Annotated in this window: 17 protein-coding genes, 2 pseudogenes and 1 riboswitch; of the genes and pseudogenes, 11 read left to right on the top strand and 8 right to left on the bottom strand. The window is 49.7% G+C overall.

Features of this window, described 5'->3' with window-relative positions; all coding sequences use genetic code 11:
* Positions 1-3: 3 nt before the first annotated feature.
* The 3 genes from NDA02_RS08415 to NDA02_RS08425 all read left to right on the top strand — a co-directional run bounded on the left by NDA02_RS08415 (position 4) and on the right by NDA02_RS08425 (position 3,601).
* On the top strand, positions 4-366 hold the full coding sequence (locus tag NDA02_RS08415) for a pentapeptide repeat-containing protein (protein ID WP_348246868.1): 363 nt from the start codon (positions 4-6) through the stop codon (positions 364-366).
* A 351-nt stretch (positions 367-717) separates the two neighbouring features.
* Complete coding sequence (locus NDA02_RS08420) at positions 718-1,563, top strand: fatty acid desaturase (RefSeq protein ID WP_190789579.1); 846 nt, start codon at positions 718-720, stop codon at positions 1,561-1,563.
* 439 nt (positions 1,564-2,002) lie between these two features.
* Complete coding sequence (locus NDA02_RS08425) at positions 2,003-3,601, top strand: B12-binding domain-containing radical SAM protein (protein WP_190793905.1); 1,599 nt, start codon at positions 2,003-2,005, stop codon at positions 3,599-3,601.
* Here the strand turns inward: NDA02_RS08425 and NDA02_RS08430 are convergent.
* Entirely contained in the window at positions 3,526-4,473 is a 948-nt protein-coding gene (locus NDA02_RS08430) for a protein-glutamate O-methyltransferase CheR (protein ID WP_190793904.1), read from the bottom strand. The two genes, NDA02_RS08425 and NDA02_RS08430, sit on opposite strands and share 76 nt — an antisense overlap.
* Before the next feature lie 270 nt (positions 4,474-4,743).
* On the opposite strand from NDA02_RS08430, the gene NDA02_RS08435 reads away from it, so the two are divergent.
* The 5 genes from NDA02_RS08435 (at position 4,744) to NDA02_RS08455 (ending at position 8,648) form a co-directional block, all read left to right on the top strand.
* Complete coding sequence (locus tag NDA02_RS08435; protein WP_348254788.1) at positions 4,744-5,601, top strand: Crp/Fnr family transcriptional regulator; 858 nt, start codon at positions 4,744-4,746, stop codon at positions 5,599-5,601.
* A gap of 75 nt (positions 5,602-5,676) precedes the next feature.
* Positions 5,677-6,084 (top strand): hypothetical protein, encoded by a 408-nt coding sequence (locus tag NDA02_RS08440; protein WP_348254790.1) that lies wholly within the window; start codon positions 5,677-5,679, stop codon positions 6,082-6,084.
* 159 nt (positions 6,085-6,243) lie between these two features.
* Positions 6,244-6,726, top strand: a complete 483-nt coding sequence (locus tag NDA02_RS08445) for a response regulator (protein ID WP_348254791.1) — start codon at positions 6,244-6,246, stop codon at positions 6,724-6,726.
* Between the two features lie 76 nt (positions 6,727-6,802).
* Positions 6,803-7,501, top strand: coding sequence for a Crp/Fnr family transcriptional regulator (locus tag NDA02_RS08450; RefSeq protein ID WP_190793901.1), 699 nt, complete (start codon positions 6,803-6,805; stop codon positions 7,499-7,501).
* 448 nt (positions 7,502-7,949) lie between these two features.
* Complete coding sequence (locus tag NDA02_RS08455; protein ID WP_348246874.1) at positions 7,950-8,648, top strand: Crp/Fnr family transcriptional regulator; 699 nt, start codon at positions 7,950-7,952, stop codon at positions 8,646-8,648.
* 27 nt (positions 8,649-8,675) lie between these two features.
* Here the strand turns inward: NDA02_RS08455 and NDA02_RS08460 are convergent, their stop codons facing one another.
* The 3 genes and pseudogenes from NDA02_RS08460 to NDA02_RS08470 all read right to left on the bottom strand — a co-directional run.
* Complete coding sequence (locus NDA02_RS08460; protein ID WP_348254793.1) at positions 8,676-11,768, bottom strand: PAS domain S-box protein; 3,093 nt, start codon at positions 11,766-11,768, stop codon at positions 8,676-8,678.
* The gene (locus NDA02_RS08465; protein ID WP_190793899.1) at positions 11,761-12,006 is read right to left on the bottom strand and encodes a helix-turn-helix transcriptional regulator; all 246 of its coding nucleotides are present in this window, start codon (positions 12,004-12,006) and stop codon (positions 11,761-11,763) included. The genes NDA02_RS08460 and NDA02_RS08465 overlap by 8 nt, the downstream gene beginning before the upstream one ends.
* A gap of 450 nt (positions 12,007-12,456) precedes the next feature.
* A pseudogene (locus tag NDA02_RS08470) lies at positions 12,457-12,648 on the bottom strand (IS1 family transposase); the annotation flags it as partial.
* A 31-nt stretch (positions 12,649-12,679) separates the two neighbouring features.
* Between NDA02_RS08470 and NDA02_RS08475 the strand changes: the two are divergent.
* From NDA02_RS08475 to NDA02_RS08485, 3 genes and pseudogenes are all read left to right on the top strand, one after another.
* Positions 12,680-12,874 (top strand): annotated as a pseudogene (locus NDA02_RS08475) (DDE-type integrase/transposase/recombinase); the annotation flags it as partial.
* Positions 12,875-13,103: 229 nt separating this feature from the next.
* A riboswitch (guanidine-I (ykkC/yxkD leader) is annotated at positions 13,104-13,230 on the top strand.
* A gap of 96 nt (positions 13,231-13,326) precedes the next feature.
* Positions 13,327-14,286 (top strand): MBL fold metallo-hydrolase, encoded by a 960-nt coding sequence (locus tag NDA02_RS08480; protein ID WP_190793898.1) that lies wholly within the window; start codon positions 13,327-13,329, stop codon positions 14,284-14,286.
* A 148-nt stretch (positions 14,287-14,434) separates the two neighbouring features.
* Positions 14,435-15,637, top strand: coding sequence for a BMP family ABC transporter substrate-binding protein (locus tag NDA02_RS08485; RefSeq protein ID WP_190793897.1), 1,203 nt, complete (start codon positions 14,435-14,437; stop codon positions 15,635-15,637).
* Positions 15,638-16,086: 449 nt separating this feature from the next.
* Here the strand turns inward: NDA02_RS08485 and NDA02_RS08490 are convergent, their stop codons facing one another.
* The 4 genes from NDA02_RS08490 to ptsP form a co-directional block, all read right to left on the bottom strand.
* The gene (locus NDA02_RS08490; RefSeq protein WP_190793896.1) at positions 16,087-16,335 is read right to left on the bottom strand and encodes a hypothetical protein; all 249 of its coding nucleotides are present in this window, start codon (positions 16,333-16,335) and stop codon (positions 16,087-16,089) included.
* A 171-nt stretch (positions 16,336-16,506) separates the two neighbouring features.
* Positions 16,507-18,339 carry a PTS fructose-like transporter subunit IIB gene (locus tag NDA02_RS08495; protein ID WP_190793895.1) on the bottom strand — a complete coding sequence of 611 codons (1,833 nt, stop codon included), beginning with the start codon at positions 18,337-18,339 and terminating at the stop codon, positions 16,507-16,509.
* 81 nt (positions 18,340-18,420) lie between these two features.
* The gene (gene pfkB / locus NDA02_RS08500) at positions 18,421-19,362 is read right to left on the bottom strand and encodes a 1-phosphofructokinase (RefSeq protein ID WP_190793894.1); all 942 of its coding nucleotides are present in this window, start codon (positions 19,360-19,362) and stop codon (positions 18,421-18,423) included.
* A gap of 12 nt (positions 19,363-19,374) precedes the next feature.
* Positions 19,375-21,861, bottom strand: a complete 2,487-nt coding sequence (ptsP, locus tag NDA02_RS08505) for a phosphoenolpyruvate--protein phosphotransferase (protein ID WP_190793893.1) — start codon at positions 21,859-21,861, stop codon at positions 19,375-19,377.
* Positions 21,862-21,998 lie beyond the last annotated feature (137 nt).

Here is a 21,998-nt window from a genome sequence, read left to right on the forward strand (position 1 = left end):
ACTATGAATACTAAAGAACTTTGCAGCCGCTATTCAGCAGGACAACGAGATTTCAGAAACCTGAACCTGATGGCAGCAAATTTGAGAAACCTGAACCTGGCTGGCATTAATCTCAGCGGTGCCAATTTAACAAAGGCAAATCTCACCAAAACAAACTTGAGTCAGGCAAATCTCACGGGTGCAATCCTGACTGGGGCAAATTTAACTGAAACAAATTTGACAAGCGCAAATCTGGTGGATGCCAACTTAAGTGACACCAGCCTGGCATCGGCTAAGCTGAATCGAGCCTGCTTGCGTGGAGCGACGATCCCGAAGGACATGTATCCCAGTACACCTTCTAATCCTCTCAATGTTTCTCTGTCTTAGGAGCGTACTCGCTCGGCACCAGAGAGGCTACATTATTAATTAATGATTGCTGATTAATGATTGCTGATTGAGAGTCGATCGTCTTTTCTGGGTCGATCGTCTTCTCTGTAGTCAGCCCAGTGATCTGCTTAGTGATGTGGCCAGTGATCCGCCCAGTGAATTAATCAACTTCTGGGTGTGTCCCTGATGACAAATAACAGAGTAATTGTTCTTGCTTTAATTGTTCCTGCTTTAATCGCTCTTGCTTTAGCAGTGCAATCGCCTCAATTTCTAGATGAGCTTTAGTAGCACAATCCCTAAGTCAGCTAAAAGCGTAATCGATGAACTAGACAGAGTAGTAATAGGATTTTCATGACTTTCAATATTTCTAATGCTGATCAAAAGAACGATCAGTCACTTATGCTCAATTGGACGAGCATTGCATTTTTTGCGGCAATTCATGGTCTGGCTTTATTAGCCCCCTGGTTTTTCTCCTGGTCAGCTCTGGGAGTTGCCCTCTTTCTGCACTGGTTGTTTGGCAGTATTGGCATTTGTCTGGGATATCATCGCTTACTGACGCATCGCAGCTTTCAGGTTCCGAAGGGATTGGAATATGCGATCGCCCTTCTGGGGGCTTTGGCACTACAGGGTGGTCCGATCTTTTGGGTTGCGGGGCATCGTCGGCATCACACCTACACTGAAGACATTGACAAAGATCCCTACTCTGCAAAACGGGGTTTTTGGTGGAGCCACATGGGTTGGCTATTTCGCAAACGTCCAGAATTTTTTGAGTACGAATCCAACCGCAAATTTGCCCCGGATTTAGCAAAAGATCCGTTTTATCGCTGGCTCGATCGCAATTACCTGCTGCTGCAAGTTCCGCTTGGAATTGTGCTGTACCTGTTTGGGGGCTGGTCGTTTGTGATTTACGGACTTTTCTTCCGATCGGTGATCCTCTGGCACAGCACCTGGTTGATTAATTCTGCAAGTCACATCACGGGTTACCGCAGCCATAAGGTAGATGATAACTCGCGAAATCTGTGGTGGGCAGCGATTCTTACCTACGGGGAAGGCTGGCACAACAACCATCATGCCTATCCCAATGTCGCCAAGGCAGGCTGGAAATGGTGGGAAATTGATATGACCTGGTGGGCGATCGTGAGTCTGAAGCAGCTGGGGCTGGCGAAGAGAATCATTCTGCCGCCGACCGCAGGATAACGCTCAGGATTAAACGCAGGCAAAACATTTGAGTGCTGTATGCAAACGGGGTAAAGTTACTGCCTTAAGCGACAGCACTCGATTTTTTAATGAACAGGTTGATTATCAGGCGAAGGTTGCCTAAACTGAAGTGTAAACAGTGTAAACGTCTATTTCAAAATCTTAAAAGAATCTAAAACAGAACAAGAGAAACTTAACTTGACCCGCAGTAGTCGATAGGGTAGCCGATAAAGTAACGTTTAGGTTTACTTTCTAAGTGACAGGTCTGGATAACAGGTTTGAATCACAGGATGATGAGGCGAATTGAGAATGCTACAAATGTTGATAACAAAGACTGAATAGATTGAACCGGGACTGAACCGGGATTAAACCGGACTTGAACCGGACTTGAACCGAGACTGAACAAAGATTGAACCGAGATTGAATTGAGTAAATTATTATGCGAGTTTTATTACTGTATCCTCTCTTCCCCAAGTCGTTCTGGTCTTTTGATAAAGCTCTGGAACTGATTGGGCGCAAAGTCTCTCTTCCCCCGTTAAGCTTGATTACCGTTGCCGCAATTCTGCCGCAATCCTGGGAGTTTCGGCTGGTCGATCGCAACGTTGGCTATGAAAGTGAAGCCGATTGGTATTGGGCAGACCTGATTATCATTTCCGGCATGATCGTGCAAAAAGACGACATGCTGTATCTGATTGAGAAAGCAAAACGTCGTGGCAAGCAGGTTGCTGTAGGTGGACCCTATGTAACTTCTGTTCCTGAAGCCGCTCAAGAGGCAGGGGCAGACTTTTTGGTGCTGGATGAAGGGGAAATTACCCTGCCGCTTTTTGTTGAAGCACTGGAGCGAGGAGAAACATCGGGTGTGTTTCGTGCCAATGGTGAAAAGCCAGATGTTACCTTTACGCCCGTTCCCCGCTTTGACCTGCTTGATCTCAAGGCCTATAGCGATATGTCGGTTCAGTTCTCGCGCGGATGCCCTTACCAGTGCGAGTTCTGCGACATTATTGTGCTGTATGGGCGGAAGCCGCGAACAAAAACCCCGGCTCAACTGCTGGCAGAGTTGCAGACTTTGTATGACCTAGGCTGGCGGCGATCGATCTTTGTGGTAGACGATAACTTCATTGGCAATAAGCGGAATGTCAAACTGCTGCTGCGAGAGTTAGCTCCCTGGATGGCAGAGCGGGGCTATCCGTTTAGTCTTTCGACCGAAGCTTCGGTTGATCTAGCGCAGGATCAGGAACTCCTGGATCTGATGATTGCTGCGAATTTTACGGCGGTCTTTTTGGGCATTGAAACGCCCGACACCGACAGTTTATCGCTGACGCAAAAATTTCAGAATACCCGCAACTCGCTGATCGAATCGGTGAAAACCATCAACCGAACCGGGCTGCGCGTCATGGCAGGATTCATTATCGGGTTTGATGGCGAAAAATCGGGTGCAGGCGATCGCATTATCGATTTTGTAGAGGCAACTGCAATTCCGCAGGCACTTTTCAGTATGCTGCAAGCGTTACCCAACACTGCACTGTCGCATCGTTTGCAAAAAGAAGGGCGTTTGCTGGACACCGGAAACGAAGCGAATATTCACCAGACGACGTTGATTAATTTTGTTCCCACTCGCCCGGTTGAAGAAATTGCGCGTGAATACATTCGATGCTTCTGGGATTTGTATGAACCCGATCGCTACCTGGCGCGGGTCTATCGTCACTTTATTGACATGACGCCTCAGCATCGCAAGAAAAAGTTTAAGCTGCCTGAACTGGCAGACCTGCGGGCACTGTTTCTCATTTGCTGGCGACAGGGGTTAAAGCGCAATACGCGCTGGCAGTTTTGGCAACAGCTCTTTTCTATCATTCGCCATAACCCAGGCGTGTTTAAGCATTACCTGACCAACTGCGCTCACTTAGAGCATTTCATCGACTATCGTCAGATTGTGCGCGATGAAATTGAAACTCAACTCACACGCTATATGCTGACTGAGTCAAGAAGCACTGAATTAGCTGCAAGTGAATTAGCTGCAAGTGAATTAGCTGCAAGTTGAGCCGATACCTTTACCTTGGGTGAGCGTCCGGCACGATAAGCCTTGGTCGTTCCTGGCGTTTTGGTGAATGCCCTGGCTCGCAGATGAAGCGGCGTGAATAGCGATGTTTCAGGAGGAGTCACCAGGTTCTCTGCCTGTCCTAACAGCAAGAATCCGGTTTGCTCTAAACTCTGATGCAAGCGAGCCAGCACCCGAAGCTGGGTTTCTGGGGTGAGATAAATGAGCAGATTGCGGCAAACCAGCAGATCGATCTGAGGCAGGGGCGGATCTTGAATCAGGTTATGAAGCTGAAAATTGATCGAGCAGTGAAGATCTTGCCGCCAGCAGTAGAGATCCTGACGATGCTCAAAATACTGCGCTTGTAGGGCAGGCGGAATCGCTTCGATCGCATAAGCGGGATAATAACCCTGACGCGCTTGCCGAATGGCATCTGGGTCAACATCTGTGCCGTAGATCTGTACTCGCTGCTGAAATTGCTCGATGCCCAGGGCTTCTGCGAATAGAATCGCCAGTGAATAGGTTTCTTCTCCTGATGCACAGGCCGCACTCCAGATGCGGATCGGTTCGTGGGGTGCTTTGTTCGCAATGATCTGCGGGATAATCTCATTTGCCAGATAATCCCAAACGAAGCGATCGCGAAAAAAGCCGGTGAGGTTAATATAAATGGTGTCTAAGAGCTGGGGCACCTCATCGGGCTGCTGCTCTAGATAATCAAGATAATCTTGATAATTTTCAACCTTGAGGCACTGCATGCGCACCCGTGTACGACGCAGGAGTGTAGAGCGTTTGTAGCCTCTGAGGTCAACGCAATGAACCTGGCTGAGATAAATCAGCAAGTCTTCTAACTCAGTTGCTGCTAATGTTGGAACCATAGGCATGTAGGAGAATCAAGTATCGGAGAAAACGCCAACGTCATCTCTTTCGGGAGAGTAAAAGGGTTCAAGCATCAACAAGATTGACAACGCAATTAGTTTCAGATCTTGACTGAGGTAGATTTTACCCCCCCCCGAAGAATAGTCCCTCTGCAAGCAAATTTCAGTACGGTATCGGACAAAGGAAAGGGTCAGGTGAAGGTCGGATGCGCTTTCTTCAGTGCATTTTGCCTTAACTCCTTCCGCTTCGGATGATAATCTCTAACCGGAGTGCGGGGTCTGCTTTCTGACCACAAGATAAGACATAATATAGAAGATACAGAAGATATAAAAGATACAGAAGAAATAAAAGATATAAAAGATACAGAAGATATAAAAGATACAGAAGATATAGAAGATGGAGTACAAAACGTGATGAGGACTAAAAATCGCTTGCTGAATGCGATGCCTCAGGCACTATTTAACAAGCTTTCTCCTTTTTTGAGAGAGGTCACGCTACAATCGGGCGATCGCCTCCACGAACCGGGTTATGAGATTCGCCATCTGTACTTCCCACTCAATTGTGCGCTGTCAATTACGATCGTTATGTGGGATGGTACAACCGCTGAAACTGGCATGGTTGGCAATCGAGAAGTGTTAGGCATCAATAGCCTGATGGGAGGTCAAGAAACCACGCAAACGACCTATAATGTGCAAATTCCAGGCAAAGCTTTAAGAATCGATTCTGAGATCTTGCGTAATGAGTTTGATCAGAACAAAGACCTGCGCGATGTGATACTGCGCTATACCCAAGCCTTTATTGCCCAGATCTCACAGACAAGTGCCTGCAATAGTTTGCACCAGATAGACCAGCGGTTGGCGCGTTGGCTTCTGGAAGTGCATGACCGGGTGGAGGGAGATGACCTCGCCCTGACGCAAGAATTTATTGCAAATATGCTGGGGATCCGTCGGGCTGGGGTAACGCAAAGGGCTCAAATTATGCAAGAGAAAGGTTTCATTCGCTACAACCGGGGGCACATCCACATTCAGGATCGAACAAGGTTAGAGGCATACTCCTGTGAATGCTTTCAGACCTTAAGAGAAGAATACGATCGCCTTCTACCAGTGAATTCAGGTATGGTACCGTAGCATTGATTACTGGAGCATGTGTTAATAGAGTATTGATTACTGGAGCATGTGTTGCTGAAGTAAGGTCGCGAAACTGTGAGTCAGAAGCAATCCATTTTGCCAACTATTTTGCTGGTTGAGCCAGATGACAGCGTTAGACCTATTCTCATCGAGAACCTTCGTAATTGGGGTTACAATGTCATCGTGACGCTCGATGTAGCAGACGCAATTCAATGGATCAGGGGGAAAGGCAAACTTTTTGACCTGCTTCTGATGAATCAATTTGGGCGATCGATCGAGGAGTTTATCGACATCGGGCGTAACATTCGCCAAGAGGCAGACGTTTCTAGCACCACCCCCATTGTGATCATGGCAGAGCAGTATGGCGTTGAGCTAGAAGGGCAAAACGTGCAGATGGGTGAAAGCGAGTATGTGACTTATCTGGAAGATGGGCAGCAGCTCCGGCAGCTTCTATACCAGCTTTGCCCGGTTTGCCACAGCTAATTGGGCACAACTAATTTGGTACAACTAATACACTGCCAGGGGTAACGATATCTGAGCTATTTTGTTTGATCGTACGAAACCGTACCGACTCCGCCCTTGTTAAGAATTATTCTAAGTCTAGGGTGTAAACCTTATCGCCTTATTGTGGAATCCTGGGGAATGTGCGTCTTGTCTACATCCGTTGTACTAAACCCTTTTGCTGTGAAAATATTCCCTGCTATGTGGAGTCTAACCGGGTTACGGAGTGGTCTGCGAGTGCTCGTGGTCGATAGTAATGCGGACTCCAGAGACCTATTAATAATCTTATTTGAAGAATACGGGGTTGAAGCGATCGCGGCAGATTGCGTTAGTGAAGCGCTCAAGATCATGCAGCACAATCCCCCCGATCTTGTGATTAGCGAGCTTGCTTTGCCCCGTGAAGATGGCTACTCTCTGATACGCCACATTAAAGCCCTTGAACTTGCTCACAACCTGCACATTCCGACAATCGCCCTGACTGGATGCACCACTGCAAACAATCGGATACAATCTCTTGCTGCTGGCTTTTGCAAGCACTTATCGAAACCCGTAAACCTTGATGAGTTAATTGCAGCCGTCGCTTGCGTAACAAACTTCGGTCAGGTAGCAACTGCTTATCAATAACCCAATTTCTCTCAATATTGAGATATGTTCTTTATAGAGCCTCTCAGTGCTCTTTTTAAAGCTTCCAAGACTTCTAATGACCGCTGAAAATCAAATACTGGCGATTCTCTCCCCTGCTGTATTCGATCGACTTGCCCCTCATCTGGATCACGTCACCCTGGAGCAAGGCAAGTTTATTTATACCCCTGGAGAACGGTTAACCCACCTTTATTTCCCGATCGACTGTCTGCTTTCGGTCACGATTACGATGCAAAATGGTGCAACCGCAGAAGTCGGAATGGTGGGCAGTCGAGAAGTGCTGGGCATTCATGCGCTATTGGGAAACGACGTAGGAACCCAGACCGAGGTTGTGGTACAAGTTCCAGGCAGTGCGATCAAGATCGACGTTCAGATTGTGCGAGAGGAATTCGATCGCAATGGTGAACTGCACGACCTGATTCTGCGCTGTTTGCAGGCATTTCTGGCGCAGGTTTCCCAAACGGCAGCTTGCAACGCACTTCATACGCTAGAACAACGCCTTCCCCGCTGGCTACTCGAAACGCAGGAGCGAATTCACTCTGATCATCTGCTGCTCACGCAGGAATTTATCGCAACGATGCTGGGCGTACGTCGGGCAGGCGTTACGCAGATGGCTCAAAAGCTTCAGGAACGCAAACTGATTCAATATCGTCGCGGCAATGTGCAGATCCTTGACCAGGCTGGGCTGGAAGCTTCTGCCTGTGAATGCTTTAGAAGAATCAAAACAGAATACGATCGCTTGTTAGGGCAACAATAACAAAGCAGTACAAAACAAAGCAGTACAACGAAACAATAGATTCAGGCTATTAGAAACTCAATCGATAGACATTATAGGCTGTAGCCTATATTAGGCAGTCGTTCTAACGCATTTTGTAGCGCAACCCGTAACGCAACAATTCCTCAACTCTCTGAAAACCATGCGCTACACGCTAACGCATCCTAAAAAAACTTCTCACCTTAAAGATCTTTAGGTCGCTAGACCTACATAAGTCAATCGTAACAATCGCTACACTGAATTAATAAGCTTAAAATCAACAAGCTTAGAATCAACAAGCTTAGAATCAACAGGTTTAGAATCAACAGGTTTAGAATTAGCAAGCTTAAGAAGTTTACCAATTCCTGCTGATCAGTTGATAGATTTTGATCTTTAACTCTTGAGATGAGTTCTATGGAGAGCCTCTCATCCATTTTGGAGCCTCTCGTAAATGATTCCTGAAAATCGGATACTGGCTGCCCTCTCCCCTGCTGTATTCGATCGACTTGCCCCTCATCTGAATCATGTCACCCTGGAACGGGGCGAGGTTATTTATACATCCGGAGAACGGTTAACCCACCTTTATTTCCCGATCGACTGTCTGTTTTCGGTCACGATTACGATGCAAAACGGTGCAACCGCAGAGGTTGGAATGGTGGGCAGTCGAGAAGTGCTGGGCATTCATGCGCTGTTGGGAAACGACATAGGAACCCAGACCGAGGTTATGGCACAAATTCCAGGCAGTGCGATGAAGATCGACGTTCAGACTGTGCGAGAGGAATTCGATCGCAATGGTGAACTGCACGACGTGATCCTGCGCTGTTTGCAGGCATTTCTGGCGCAGGTTTCTCAAACGGCGGCTTGCAATGCCCTCCACCCGCTAGAGCAACGGTTGTCTCGTTGGCTGCTGGAAGCCCAAGAACGGCTCTATGTCGATAATTTGCCGCTCACGCAGGAGTTTCTCTCCACGATGCTGGGTGTACGCCGGGCAGGAGTGACGCAAACCGCACAAAAACTTCAGGAACGCAAACTGATTCAATATCGTCGCGGCAATGTGCAGATCCTTGAACAGGCTGGGCTAGAAGCTTCCGCCTGTGAATGTTTTAGAAGAATCAAAACAGAATACGATCGCTTACTGGGACACCAGTAGCGAGGGAGTGCTTCAGTTTTGCCCGGTTCATTGACACTGCTGTTGCTGAATTAGATCTGCGATCGCTCGAATTAATGTCTCTGGCTCGATCGGTTTAGTCAGGTGTTGCTGAAACCCGGCTGAGAGTGCTTGCTGAGAATTAATGTCTCCGGCATAAGCCGTAAGCGCGATCGCTGGAGTTTGTCCCCCTTGCGCTGGGGAAAGCGATCGCACTTGCCGCATCAGCATGTAGCCATCCATGTCGGGCATCCCAATATCGCTCAGCAGCACATCTGGATGCGATTCGGGCAACAGGGCTAACGCTTCGGTGGCGGAAGTTGCATGAATCACTTTGGCTCCAGCTTGCTCCAGCACAAAAGCCGCAAACTCTAGCGCATCTGGCTCGTTATCGACCACTAAAATTTGAGTGCCCTGTAGATTAAAAGCATCCTCGGAGGGTGGGTTGTCTGGAATCGCGGCGGGTTCAGCAAGCATCAGCGGTAGCGTGACTGTAAACGTTGCGCCCTGCCCCTCTCCTGGGCTTTCTGCCCACACCGTTCCCCCATGCGCCTGCACCAACTGACGCACGATCGCCAACCCCAGCCCCAGTCCGCCAAATCGACGAGTCGTTGCGCCATCGGCTTGCCGGAAGTAGTCAAACACATAGGGCAAAAAGTTCGGATGAATGCCGATGCCCGTATCGCGGACAATAATCTGAGCCTGGTGATTCGCCTGTTCTAACCAGACTTCGATCCGTCCTGCTTCTGGTGTAAATTTGACCGCATTTGAGAGCAGATTCCAAACGACTTGCTGTAATCGGGTCGCATCTGCCATCACGACTGGAACTTGCGGATCGAGCCTTGTCTCTATTTCGATCGCCTTCGCCTGGGCTGCAACCTGTACCGTTTCAATTGCAGCGCGAATGATTGCTGCCAAATCCGTCTGTCCTACGTTAAGGCTCAGCTTGCCGCGAAGAATGCGCGACATATCCAGCAGATCTTCAACGAGCTGGGCTTGCAGTTTGGCATTGCGCTCGATCGTCTCCCAGGCTTTTGCAGTTTTTGCGGGGTTTAAGTTCCCTTTCCGCATAAGCTGTATCCAGCCCAGAATTGGGTTGAGGGGCGATCGTAGCTCGTGCGAAAGCACTGCCAAAAACTCGTCCTTCATCTGGTTGGCTTCCTGCGCCTGCTGATACAACCGGGCGTTATCGAGTGCCAACGCTGCCCGATGTCCCAATTCTTCTACCAGTGCTAGATCGATCTGCGTGTAGTGGCGATTCGAGCTTGCGGTTGAACAAACGGTTAACGCGCCCAGCTTTCGACCATGCGCGATCAGGGGAACCGTAATCAGCGATCGCAGCTCACACTCGCGCATAAATTGCAGATGGTCAGGATCGATCGCGGCTGTTTCCATCCATGCATCAGTCACATGAGAAACCAGATTTGCCTTACCCGTGACCAGAACCTTTATGATTGGGTGGTTCTCCCGCTCCTGGGGAGGAGTATATCGCTGGAGCTGCTCAAACCAATCTCGCTTTCCCGGATCGCGGTGATGCCATGCCACTCGTTCAATCTGCTGACGGGTGCTGAGGATATCAAAGAAGCAAAAATCAGCCAAAAACGGAACTGCGAGCCGCGCAATGTTAAACAGCGTGGTTTTGTAATCGAGTGTCCCGGCTAATACCGCACTTGCCTGAGACAAAAACCGCTCCCGCTCCTGTGCCTGGTGCGTTTGGGTGATATCTTGCAGGATCTTGACCAATCCCTGAACCTTGCCCGCTTCATCACGCAGTTGCATCATCAAGCCACTGGCAAAGAAACGGCTCCCATCTTTGCGAAGATGCCAGCGTTCATCCTCTGCTCGTCCCTCATTAAGCGCCGTCTGAAGTTCCTGGTCGGCTTGTCCAGTCTCTCGATCTTCGGGCGTAAAGATGATGTAATTCGGTTGACCGATAATTTCAGACTCTTCGTAACCCAATATCCGTTCGGCTCCGGGATTCCAGCTCGTGACGATGCCATTAAGGTCGAGCGTAAAGATGGCATAGTCTTTCACGCTTTCAACAATCAAACGAAAGCGAGATTCGCTCTCCCGCAAGGCGGCTTCTGTTTGCTGGTGGATGACTTTGTCTTGTTTGCGCCCCGTAATATCTCGAAAATAAATACTGAAGCCTACCTTACAGGGATAAGCATGAACCTCCAGCCACATCCTGGAGGCATTATCGAACGTCTCAAAGTGGGTTGCCCCCGACTCTGCGGTAATTCGATCATAGGTTTGTTCAAGAACGGCCGCGATTACCCGATCGCAAGAATTACCTGGCACTGTGCAGGGATCTGTGAAGGTCTGCATTTCCTGGCGCGACTTTCCAAGCAGTTCTTCGGGTTGCAAATTGGCTAGCCGAGCGGCTTCCTGGTTGGCATAGGTGATTCGCCAGTCCTGATCCACACATACAAAGGCATCAGTAATGCTTTCTAGAATCTCAATCGCTCGCTGTGCCGATTCATCCAAGGCTTGACGGGTGGCTTCGGCTTCTCGACGGGCAGCTTGCTCATGCTGCAAAGCAACCTCTGCTGTTTGACGCAGATGCAGATTCTGCAAAGCAGCAGCGGTAAAGTCGGCGAGGCTGGTCATGACACGCACATCTTCGCGATCAAACTGCCGGGTTTCGTCATGCGACACAATCCAGATCGCGCCAAATGGCTGATTTGCGCCTATTAACGGAATTACCAAACCCTCAACGATCGTCGGTTTCGCTTTCTGAATATACGTGAAATACCGCTCAGGATAGGAATACAGTTGCGGCGATCGGTTGTCCAAACAGACTCCGCAGGGACTAAAGTGCCTGGGTGCTGTGCTCCCCTCATAGTCTGCTAATGTTCCAACCACGGCAACCCAGCGAAAGACTTCCTCCCCATCGGGCGTCACTTCCAGTAAGCTGACTCCGGCGGCTTCTGCCTGGCACAGATCTTTCGCCACCGTCACCAGTGTCTTGAGCAGGGTTTGGGATTGTTCTGCAAACTGCCGCGCCAATGTATGTAGGGCTTGAGTCTCCGCTTGTAGGTTTGGGGTTCGGGGCGACCTTTGTGCTAACGCTGCTGTAATCAAAATATCGTTCAAACCCACAGAGCATGACGTTTCAGACATCCGATTTCCCCTCTGGAAAATACTCCTCCAACAAGGCTTTCCCCGCTTCGCCGATCGTTTTCAACAAATCTTCGATCAGCTTCAGTGCCATTGGTGAAGGCAGTGAATGCCCCTTCTCCCAGCGATTCACCGTCTTAAAAGAAACGCCTAATTTTGCAGCAAATTTTTCCTGAGACAGGTTGAGATGCTGTCGCAGATGGCGAACTAAGTCTGCGATGGGTAGAGATGCGGTAGGCATTGCTGCGATTGTCACTTGCTCCACAAGGTCACTTATTACACCATAGGACACAAGGGATAACCTGTTCTACACTCCTAAGGAAGAGGAGGTAGAAGGAAGAGGAGGTATTGTTCTTAATCTTTTTTTAATCTGTTGTTACAGTCTGAATGACTAGTCCCTAGAAACTTACACAGGTTTAGAACACTACCCTATTGAGAATCGGGATTTGAGTACTCAGTTTTGACACTTTCGCAAAAAAGCTCTCCTGAAGATGCACTAGGAAAATTCACGATGCGGTAGGCACGCTAAACTAGCAAGAGGATCAGCAAATATACTGTGTTCGCCGTCTCTGCAAGTACTTGCTCGTCAGAAAGAGGAAATCTCAGCTTGCCAATTCCTCACGCTTGCTTTTGAAGTTAAATCTTATCTATGCGGACCAGTCAGCAAATTGCGACAGAAATCGGTAGTGCATTAAATAATGGTGGGGTAAGTCACAAGATCATGCCAAGTCCAAGGTCGTTGCGTTAATCCTGCTCGCTGGGCAGCAGTAGTCTTTAACCGGCTATGCTGCCAAATCCAGTTGAAATAACTCACCATTAACCGCGTCGTCACCTTCGTTTGTTCCCATCGCTTGCCAAACTTGTTCTGTCTGCGATGCCATCTGTTTAAGTGACGGCAATTTCTGCGATTCTTTGAGCAGGATCATCGGAACATCAAGCGAATTGTGAAACTGATGATGGGGTTTAAGTCGTTCAACAGCGCGAGAAGAACGTTGAGCGGGATTGAAGCGATGAATATGATCCGCAAAGGACAAGTCAATGGCATCAATCGAGGGGGTATTGTATCTCAGGTCAGATTTATCGAAGCACTCTCTGGAGTAACTGCTTAAGACGATGACCTTGATAGATATCGTTTGTCTTTAAAGAGTTTTTGTGACACAACCCCCTTAACGATCGTCCTTGCTCCTAATCTTTTGGCAGCAACGAAAAGTTACTATATATCTGATTATTTGTAGCGATCAACACAATTTTGCAGGACATCCTCGAGCATATATTATATTGAATCTTCTAATAATTACTCAAGCTAATCTAACCTCTTTAAAGCCAATCTCAAGTGATTACTATCGCCTCTAGGGTTCCGGCTGGGCAGAATTGCAAGCAGCGCTGGTCCGAGAGAGGCAGGCTGGCATAGTTGTATCTCCGTACAACGGAGCTAGCTACACGGCGGGATAAAAGCCCGGGAGAAGCCAGACATCTTGCTTAAGGTGCAGCTCTCTTGGGCTTTGTTGTTTGATCAGGTTATTGCACTTAGCGTTCATTTCTCTTTATCGAGGTATTGCTCATGAATTCATCCCTACAAACAAACGCAGTTGAATCAATTAACTTCATTCTGGATTGTCCTGCACTAGGTGATCTCAATGTTCATTGGATTCATGGCTCCATCTCAGCGAAGCATAATACTGATCCCGATATCCAGGTTCATGCTTACAACGAACACACCTATATTTTGCGGCAAAACATGGCAGTGCACTATGAAGCGCCGTTCATATTTTTGTTGTTTGGCAACAATCACGCTATCTTGCTAGATACTGGAGCAACCCGATCGCCAGAGTTCTTTCCCCTGCGGCAAACGGTGGATGACTTGATTGACCGGTGGTTAACCAAATATCCGCGCGACAACTATACTCTGGTGGTGGCACATACCCACTTGCATCGCGATCACTTTGAGGGTGATTTTCAGTTCTTCGATCGCCCCAATACAATAATCGTGGGTCATAGTTTGGCTGAAACAATCGCGTTTTATGGGTTTCAGGACTGGCCCAATAAAGTGGTACCGTTTGACTTAGGGGGACGGGTGCTGCAAGTGATGGGAACCCCTGGTCATGAAGATGCAGAAGTCTCGATCTATGACCCCTATACACAACTCTTTTTTACGGGTGATCTGCTCTATCCGGGGCGGCTCTACATTCGTGACTGGGACGCCTTTTGCAACAGCATCGATCGCATGATTGCCTTCACCGATACCCACCCTATCACCCACTTGCTGGGATGTCATGTGGAAATGTCAATTTATCCACGATTGGATTACTTAATCCGTACCAACTACCAACCTCATGAACGTCCCCTGCAAATGACCGTAGCGCAGCTGCATTCTGTGAAAGAGGCAATCGCCCAAATTAACGGAGCTCCCGGTATTTACGCTTTCGATGACTACATTATCTATAACAGTATTCCCGATCGCTACTTCAGCTACGAAAACATGGACCCTAATGCTGCCCCCGGTGATTTGCGTCCGGCTTAATAGCATTGAGCGCTTCATGTCCTAACCATTCACTCATTGGAATCACTCATTCGAACCGCTCCCCTTAGTTTCCTACTCTTCGAGGAACTGCAAGCGTCTAAATAAAAGGGGAACCAAGACACTATTCACTATTGAAGGAATTTCCTCTATGTCTCAGCCTCGCCGTCTGATTCTGCCTCGTCGTAACGTGATTCGTGGGTTGCTTTCCGTTGGAGCTTTTAGTATCACTTCCCAAATTTGGACGGGGTGTACTTCTTCCTCTTCTTCCACGAGTGATTTCCCCAGTCCATCCTCTTTTACTGCTGGTAGTACTGAACCAATGACGATCGGGTTTATCTATGTGGGTCCGAAAGACGACTATGGCTACAACCAGGCCCATGCGACAGCAGCAGCGCGAATGGCGAGTGATTTTCCCTGGATCAAGTTGGTAGAGGAGGCAAGCGTGCCTGAATCCACTGCTGTGCAAGAAACCATGCGCAACATGATTGAGCAAGATGGAGCCAAAGTAATTTTCCCTACTTCCTGGGGATATTTTGAGCCCCACAGTCTGAAACTGGCTCAAGAATATCCAAAGGTGCAGTTTTTCCATCCCAACCACCCCTTAGAGCCATCTCATCCCCAAAATGTCGGTTCCTACTTCAGTTCCCTGATGGAACCCGCCTATCTTACAGGGATTGTAGCAGCCTCCATGTCTAAAACGGGCAAGCTAGGATTTGTCATTCCCAAACCAATTCCAGTGGTGCTGAAAGAGGTGAATAGTTTCACGTTGGGGGCAAAAAGCGTCAATCCGAACATTGTGGTACAAGCCATTTTTACTGGAGATTGGTCACTGCCGCTTAAGGAAGCCGAGGCAACTAACAGTCTGGTAGACCAGCAGGTAGATGTAGTGATTACGCGAGTAGACAGCCCCAAAACGGTAATCACAACTGCTGAACAACGAGGAATTTATAGCTGCGGATATCACGTTAATGAAAAGGACATTGCGCCAAAGGGATTTTTAACGGGTGTGGAATGGAACTGGGAGCAAATTTACAAGAACTATGCCGAAATGTTTCAAAACGGTAAAACCTTGATGAATGGCGGCGTAGCGCAAGTAGTCACCGGCGGATTGAAGGAATCCTTCTCCAAAATTTCCGACTACGGGACAGCAGTGAGACCAGAAGCAAAGGCAGCCGTAGACAAGGCAAAGCAGCAGATTCTGTCTGGGCAATTGACGATTTTCAAAGGCGAGCTAAAGGATAACAAGGGCAATGTGGTAATCGCCGCCGGGGAATCTTACCAACAGGGTGACCCACGGCTCAACGCGATCGATTGGTTTGTAGAAGGGATAGAAGGAGACGTTAAATCGTAGAAGGTTAAGGTATCAGCACGATAATAGCCACACTGGATCATTTGTACCGTATCGCACTGGCAATAATTTAGCAGGGGGAAGGGGGCTAATTCTCGCAGAGCGTGTGCCCAATCGGTAATCGATAGGAATGTGGATTAAATAAGGTGTAATTGGGCATTGCTTAGCATTGGATACTGTCAGTGAATTATTTTTTCGTGGCTAAACCGCCCATTCCGTCGTTGTTCAACTTACAAAACCCAGTGAGTTTCAGCCAGCGAACGACGAAGATTCAGGTCCTTCAGTGCGTTAAGCAATGTTTTGCCAACAGTGTCAGCCTTGGAAGAAAGAACAACTCTAAGACTGGAATCTTTACGCAGCAAAGGATAATCATTTGCATCCTGACTACCTTTCTCTCATTCCATTCGCAAACTCGTTCATGAGTTCATCAACTTCCGCAGGAAAATTAGCGTCTAACCCTTCTTAGGCTGATTCAGTTCATCCGCATTTTTGTCGCTCTCCTGCATAATCTTATTGATGCGATCGGACGTCATTTCATCATCCACGGCATCAATTTGCTGCTGTAAGGTTTGCAATTCACGATCGATCTGCTGTGCCTGCTGCCGAGCTTTATCTGGCTGATTATCGGGCTGATTATCTGGCTGATTCAGGGTTGGCTCACTTTTTGGGTTACTCTCTGGGCTACTCTCTGGCTCGCTCATATTATTAATCCTGTGTTTGTCCTACTTTGTGGTTCATTCTTCGATTTTTATCAGCTTCGCGCTTCGTCATCTTTCTGCCCTCTATCTCCTGCCTGAAAAAAATCCGGTGAAGGATTGATACTGAATCAGATTCCTCACCGGGTCCATATTCTCGTGCAAAAGCGTTAGGGTTTAGCGAACCAGCGGCACAGCTTCCCGTTCTTGAGCGGTGTCAGCCGATTGTGTCTTGCGCTGCATTCGCTTGAGCTGGGTAACTGTCAATGCCGTCACTAATGTACCGATCGCAATCGCCACCACATACAAGCCGCCATTGCTGATCGCATTTGGAATTGCCAGAACAAAGATGCCGCCATGAGGCGCACGCAGCGTACAGCCAAACAGCATCGACAGCGCACCTGCTATGGCTGACCCAGCAACGCAAGCAGGCAAAACGCGAACCGGATCTTTTGCTGCAAACGGAATCGCCCCTTCAGTAATAAAGGAAATGCCCAGCACCGAAGCCACTCTGCCCGCCTGACGCTCATCGTCGGAGAACTGCCGTTTAGAGATCAGCGTCGCTAAAGCTAAGCCCAGCGGCGGCGTCATTCCGGCTGCCATCACTGCTGCCATCGGCGCGAACACATTGCTTGCCAGCAAACCAACCGCAAACGTATAAGCCGCTTTGTTAACGGGTCCGCCCATGTCTACTGCCATCATGCCGCCCAGGATCAAGCCCAGAATCACAGCGTTGGTTTGTCCCATGTTTTGCAGGAACGCTGTCATGCCATCCAGAATTGCTTTGACCGGACCACCAAACACATAAATCAGCAGCAAGCCGACCACCAGCGTCGAGAGCAGGGGAATCACTAGCACAGGCTTTAAGCCTTCCAGATTTTGCGGCAGGTTAATTTTATCTCGCACGAACTTGGCAATATAGCCCGCCAGATAGCCCGACACGATTCCGCCTAAGAAGCCCATGCCCAGATTTGAGGCAAGCAAACCGCCCACTAAACCGGGAGCCAAGCCCGGACGATCGGCGATCGAAAAAGCAATGAAGCCCGACAAAACCGGAACAATCAGCGCGAAGGCAGACTTACCGCCAATTTGTAGCAGTGCATCTCCGAGCGTTCCTGGCTCCGGCGTTAAGCCAAACACAAACGACAGCGCGATGATCAAACCGCCTGCGACAATCACGGGCAGCATATAAGATACCCCGGTCAGCAGGTGCTTATACGGACCCGATCGCTGCGCTGACTGATTTGCCTTTGCCTGCCGCACCGATGCCAGATAGTTTGCTTCACCGTCTTCTGCCGGGTCGGGATTGGGCAGTGCCAGGGCAGATTGAATCACGCCTTTCCCATCTTTCAGGGCATGATTGGTCGAGGTTTGGTAAAGTCGTTTGCCGCCAAAGCGTGAAGTGTCAACATAAGTATCTGCCGCGATCACGACTGCATCGGCGCGATCGATCTCTTCACCAGTGAGCTGATTTTTTGCGCCAACCGATCCCTGAGTTTCAACCTTAATGTCATAGCCCAGATCTTCCGCACCTTTTCGCAGAGCTTCTGCCGCCATAAAGGTGTGGGCAATGCCCGTGGGACAGGAGGTGATGCCTACCAAATATTTCGATGTTCCGCTATCGGCGGGTGCGCCAGTTGAGGATGCACTGGTTGACGCTTCGCTGGTCGGGGCACGAGATGGAGCCGACTGTTCCTGTGCCTGCATAACTGCCAGTTCTACCACCCGGCGCGTATCGCGGATTGCCGTGCTGGTCGAGACTAAATAGAGCGGTTTGCCCTGAAAGCGATCGAGATTAACGTGAATATCTGCTGCGAGGATCACTAAATTCGCCGCTGCAATATCCGCATCTGATAGCGCGTTTCTAACGCCGTCTGCTCCTTGGGTTTCAACTTTAATGTCATAACCCAGCATCTCAGCCGTCTTCCGCAGTGCTTCTGCTGCCATCACCGTATGGGCAATTCCGGTTGGGCAGGCAGTCACCGCCACAATTCTTTTAGGTGTTACCATTTTGTTTCCTTCTCATTCACAAAAATCTTGCTTGCATTCCTGATTGCATTAACGACTGATTTAAGGCTCTAAATCGCAGATTTAATTCAAAACCTCAACGCTCACCTGATTCACAAACGACTCAATTACCTCCTTTGGGGAAAGACGCGGACCGACCTGACTTAACGCACCGATCGAAAAAGCGGTCGCTAACCGGGCACAGTCGGATAAACTCAATCGACGCAGTTTCGCGGTCACAAATCCAGACACCATCGCATCCCCTGCGCCCACGGTGCTGATCACTTCAATTTGGGGTGGACGTGCCCAGACTGCCGATGCGGCCTCAACAAACAGCGCACCCTCAGCCCCCAGCGAAATGACCACCGTCGAAATGCCTTGAGCCAATAGCTCTCTGGCCGCTTCCAGGCGATCGTCCAGCGTGGAAAGCGATCGTCCGATTGCCTCCTGCAACTCTTCGAGATTGGGTTTCACCATAAATGGAGCCGCCGGAATTGCCTGCCGCAGACTTTCACCGCTGGCATCCAGTACCACGGTTTTGCCCTGTGCCTTGAGCCGCTTGATCAGGTCGGCATAGATCGAAGTCGTCATTCCTGCTGGCAGACTGCCCGACAAAATAAACCAGTCATGGGTTGAAGCTAATCGATCGATCGCCTCATGCAATCGCTGCACGTCCTCAGCTTCAGGCAACAGTCCCGGAAAGTTGATGTCTGTGACCTGATCTTGAACCTCATCAATAATTTTGATATTGGTGCGAGTGCGTCCGGGGACGGTGACAAACTGATTGCCAATGTTTTTGCGATCGAACAAGCCCTCAAAGATGGCTGCGTTTTCCTGACCGAGAATTCCGGTTGCCGTAACGGAAAAGCCGAAATCCGCCAGAAACGAAGCCACGTTAACGCCTTTGCCGCCGGGATCAGCCTGTTCCCACGCGACTCGATTCACTTCCCCAGCCCGAAAATTTGAAATGGCTGCCGTGTGATCGATCGCAGGATTTAAAGTAACGGTGACGATCGCAGGATTCATTGACTTTAAGACCTATCTCAGTGCCCGAACTTCTTGAGCCGTCCGACAGCGCAGTGCCCGACGCGCCAGATCTTGTGCCTGGGAGAATGCCAGACTGCGAAGCTTTGCCTTGACTGCCGCCACGCTGGGAATGCTGACGCTCAGTTCTGTAACGCCCATTCCGGTGAGGATCGCTGCGCCCAGAGGTTCACCCGCAATGCCACCGCACACGCCCACCCATTTGCCCTCAATCTGAGCTGCCCGCACGGTTTGTTCAATCAGCCGTAGAACTGCCGGATGCAGTGCGTCTGCCTGTTTTGCCAGTGCCGGATGTCCGCGATCCATTGCCAGGGTGTACTGCGTCAGATCGTTTGTGCCGATCGAGAAAAACGCCACTTCCTTCGCAAACTCTGCTGCCATCAGCACCGCCGAGGGAACTTCGATCATCATGCCGTAATCGACCGGATCAGCCCCAATTTCCGATCGCACCGATTCCGCGATGTCACGCGCCTGAAGAAACTCCTCCAGCATGGCGATCATGGGAAACATAATTTTGATTGAGCCGGTTTGGGAGGCGCGGAAAATGGCACGAAGCTGGGTTCGGAATAAATCCGGTCGCTGTAAACAGAGCCGAATGCCCCGCACTCCCAGAAAAGGATTTTCTTCCTCAGGCAGATTCAGGTAGGGAATGGCCTTATCGCCGCCGATATCCAGCGTGCGAACGATCAGGGGCAGTCCGTTGAGTGCCTGGGTCATCTGGGAATAGGCAGCAAATTGCTCTTCTTCGGTCGGCGGCTCCGATCGATTCAGAAATAGAAACTCGGTTCGCAGCAGTCCGATTCCCTCTGCGCCTGCATTCACTGCCCGTTCTGCCTCCTGGGGTGCGCCGATGTTTGCCACCACTTCCACCCGCAGTCCGTCTTTCATCAGGGCAGGCTGATAGCAGTTCAGTCGTTCCGCTTCTCGCTGTGCCTGGAGGTCGCGCTGTGCTGCTTGTGCCGTTGCCAGGTCTGCCTCACTCGGATTCGGGTACAGATTGCCGCTTTCCCCGTCCAGAATGCACTGCGTTCCGTTTGCCACTTCCAACACCGATGGGCCCACCCCCACGATCGCCGGGATATCAAGCGATCGGGCAATAATTGCTGAGTGAGAAGTCGTGCCGCCGTAAGCCGTACAAAAGCCCAGCGTCAAAGCCGGATTGAGACTCACAGTATCCGAAGGAGTCAAGTCTTCTGCCACCAGAATCACAGGCTGATTAGGCATCTGCGGCACTTCCTCGACCCGATGGGCTAATAGCCGCAGCACGCGCTGTCCCACGTCGCGCAAATCAGCGGCTCGTCCGGCAATGCGGGCATCGGCAAGCTGCTCAATTCCTTTTGCTTTTTGTTCATAAGCCTGCTGCCATGCCCAGGCTGCACTCCGATCGTTTCCTAAATTTTCGATCGCCGCATCCTGCAATTCCGGGTCTTCTAGAAGCTGCTGCTGCGCGAGGAAAATGGCTGCCTTTGCCGCTCCTGCCTTCTCTTTCACCGACTCATACAAATCCTGAAGCTGGAGCTTTGCCGTGACGATCGCCTGCTGAAGTCGATGCATTTCTGCGTTGCGATCGGTTGCGGTCTCAGCAAATTCTAGTTTGCCCCGCCGAAGCTGATAAACGGGCGCGATGACAATACCAGGAGATGCGGCAATACCGGGAATTGGCGGCGTGGAAAAGGTGAAGGACTGAGACAAGCGAACAGGAGCCGCAGCTGAATCTGATTCTGCCTCGTCTTCTAACCCGGATTCGATCGCCTGCTGAAGCTCAGCAACGGCGCGATCAGCATCACTTCCTTTCGCAAAAATCTGAATCGTTTCTCCGCCTGCGACACCTAGCTTTAGCAGTGAAACTAGACTTTTCGCGTTTCCGGTCTGCCCCCGATAGCGAATGCCGACCTCTGACTGAAACTGCTTTGCCAGATCCACCAGAACCGAGGCAGGACGAGCATGGAGCCCAAGTTTACCGGGAAGGGTCACCCGCGTCGCGCGATCGAAGTCTAGCTCTGATTCTGCGTCTGCTGCTGGGGAGGCGTGACCGTTTTGCGATCGGGTTTGGGTTCCATTGGTAAGACGCTGCACAATCTCGATCGGCTCAGTCGTATGGGCAAGCTGCTGCACCGCTTCCTCATCGCCCAAAACCTGCGTCAGGTTCGCCAGAATATCTAGATGCTCGTCTGACTTTGCTGCAATTCCAATCACCAGATGCACCGTCTCCCCCGGATTCCACTCCACGCCGTTGGGAACTTGAAGGACAGCAATTCCAGTCGATTCGATCAGTTCTCGATCCTGGGGTAACCCGTGGGGAATGGCAATGCCGTTGCCTAAATAAGTATTCGCAACTTTTTCTCTCGCCATCATGCTGTGAACATATCCGGGCTTCATGTGCCCGGTATTCACCAGCAACGTCCCAACCTGCTCGATCGCATCCGCTTTGTTGGTGACAGACGCACCAAGCTTGACACCGTTTTTTTCTAGAACGAGCATATCTCGCAGTAATTAATTGTTATTTTTTTATCAAAAGCCCAATTAATCTCAGCTTAGTTTCTGAACTTGTTTTCTGGGAAAGTCGTTAACGATTTGATAGATTGTTTTGAAAACTGAAACGGAAACCGCAGAAATTA

The organism is Leptolyngbya sp. ST-U4 (assembly GCF_039962215.1).
In the GTDB taxonomy this organism is placed as follows: Bacteria; Cyanobacteriota; Cyanobacteriia; order Elainellales; family Elainellaceae; genus Leptolyngbya_A.

What these genes read in the sequence shown, in the direction of transcription:
- ptsP (WP_190793893.1), bottom strand. Translation starts at nt 21,861, where the DNA reads ATGCTCGTTCTAGAAAAAAACGGTGTCAAGCTTGGTGCGTCTGTCACC.
- NDA02_RS08460 (WP_348254793.1), bottom strand. Translation starts at nt 11,768, where the DNA reads ATGTCTGAAACGTCATGCTCTGTGGGTTTGAACGATATTTTGATTACA.
- NDA02_RS08455 (WP_348246874.1), top strand. Translation starts at nt 7,950, where the DNA reads ATGATTCCTGAAAATCGGATACTGGCTGCCCTCTCCCCTGCTGTATTC.
- NDA02_RS08415 (WP_348246868.1), top strand. Translation starts at nt 4, where the DNA reads ATGAATACTAAAGAACTTTGCAGCCGCTATTCAGCAGGACAACGAGAT.
- pfkB (WP_190793894.1), bottom strand. Translation starts at nt 19,362, where the DNA reads ATGAATCCTGCGATCGTCACCGTTACTTTAAATCCTGCGATCGATCAC.
- NDA02_RS08420 (WP_190789579.1), top strand. Translation starts at nt 718, where the DNA reads ATGACTTTCAATATTTCTAATGCTGATCAAAAGAACGATCAGTCACTT.
- NDA02_RS08485 (WP_190793897.1), top strand. Translation starts at nt 14,435, where the DNA reads ATGTCTCAGCCTCGCCGTCTGATTCTGCCTCGTCGTAACGTGATTCGT.
- NDA02_RS08480 (WP_190793898.1), top strand. Translation starts at nt 13,327, where the DNA reads ATGAATTCATCCCTACAAACAAACGCAGTTGAATCAATTAACTTCATT.
- NDA02_RS08450 (WP_190793901.1), top strand. Translation starts at nt 6,803, where the DNA reads ATGACCGCTGAAAATCAAATACTGGCGATTCTCTCCCCTGCTGTATTC.
- NDA02_RS08445 (WP_348254791.1), top strand. Translation starts at nt 6,244, where the DNA reads ATGTGCGTCTTGTCTACATCCGTTGTACTAAACCCTTTTGCTGTGAAA.
- NDA02_RS08430 (WP_190793904.1), bottom strand. Translation starts at nt 4,473, where the DNA reads ATGGTTCCAACATTAGCAGCAACTGAGTTAGAAGACTTGCTGATTTAT.
- NDA02_RS08495 (WP_190793895.1), bottom strand. Translation starts at nt 18,339, where the DNA reads ATGGTAACACCTAAAAGAATTGTGGCGGTGACTGCCTGCCCAACCGGA.
- NDA02_RS08425 (WP_190793905.1), top strand. Translation starts at nt 2,003, where the DNA reads ATGCGAGTTTTATTACTGTATCCTCTCTTCCCCAAGTCGTTCTGGTCT.
- NDA02_RS08465 (WP_190793899.1), bottom strand. Translation starts at nt 12,006, where the DNA reads ATGCCTACCGCATCTCTACCCATCGCAGACTTAGTTCGCCATCTGCGA.
- NDA02_RS08490 (WP_190793896.1), bottom strand. Translation starts at nt 16,335, where the DNA reads ATGAGCGAGCCAGAGAGTAGCCCAGAGAGTAACCCAAAAAGTGAGCCA.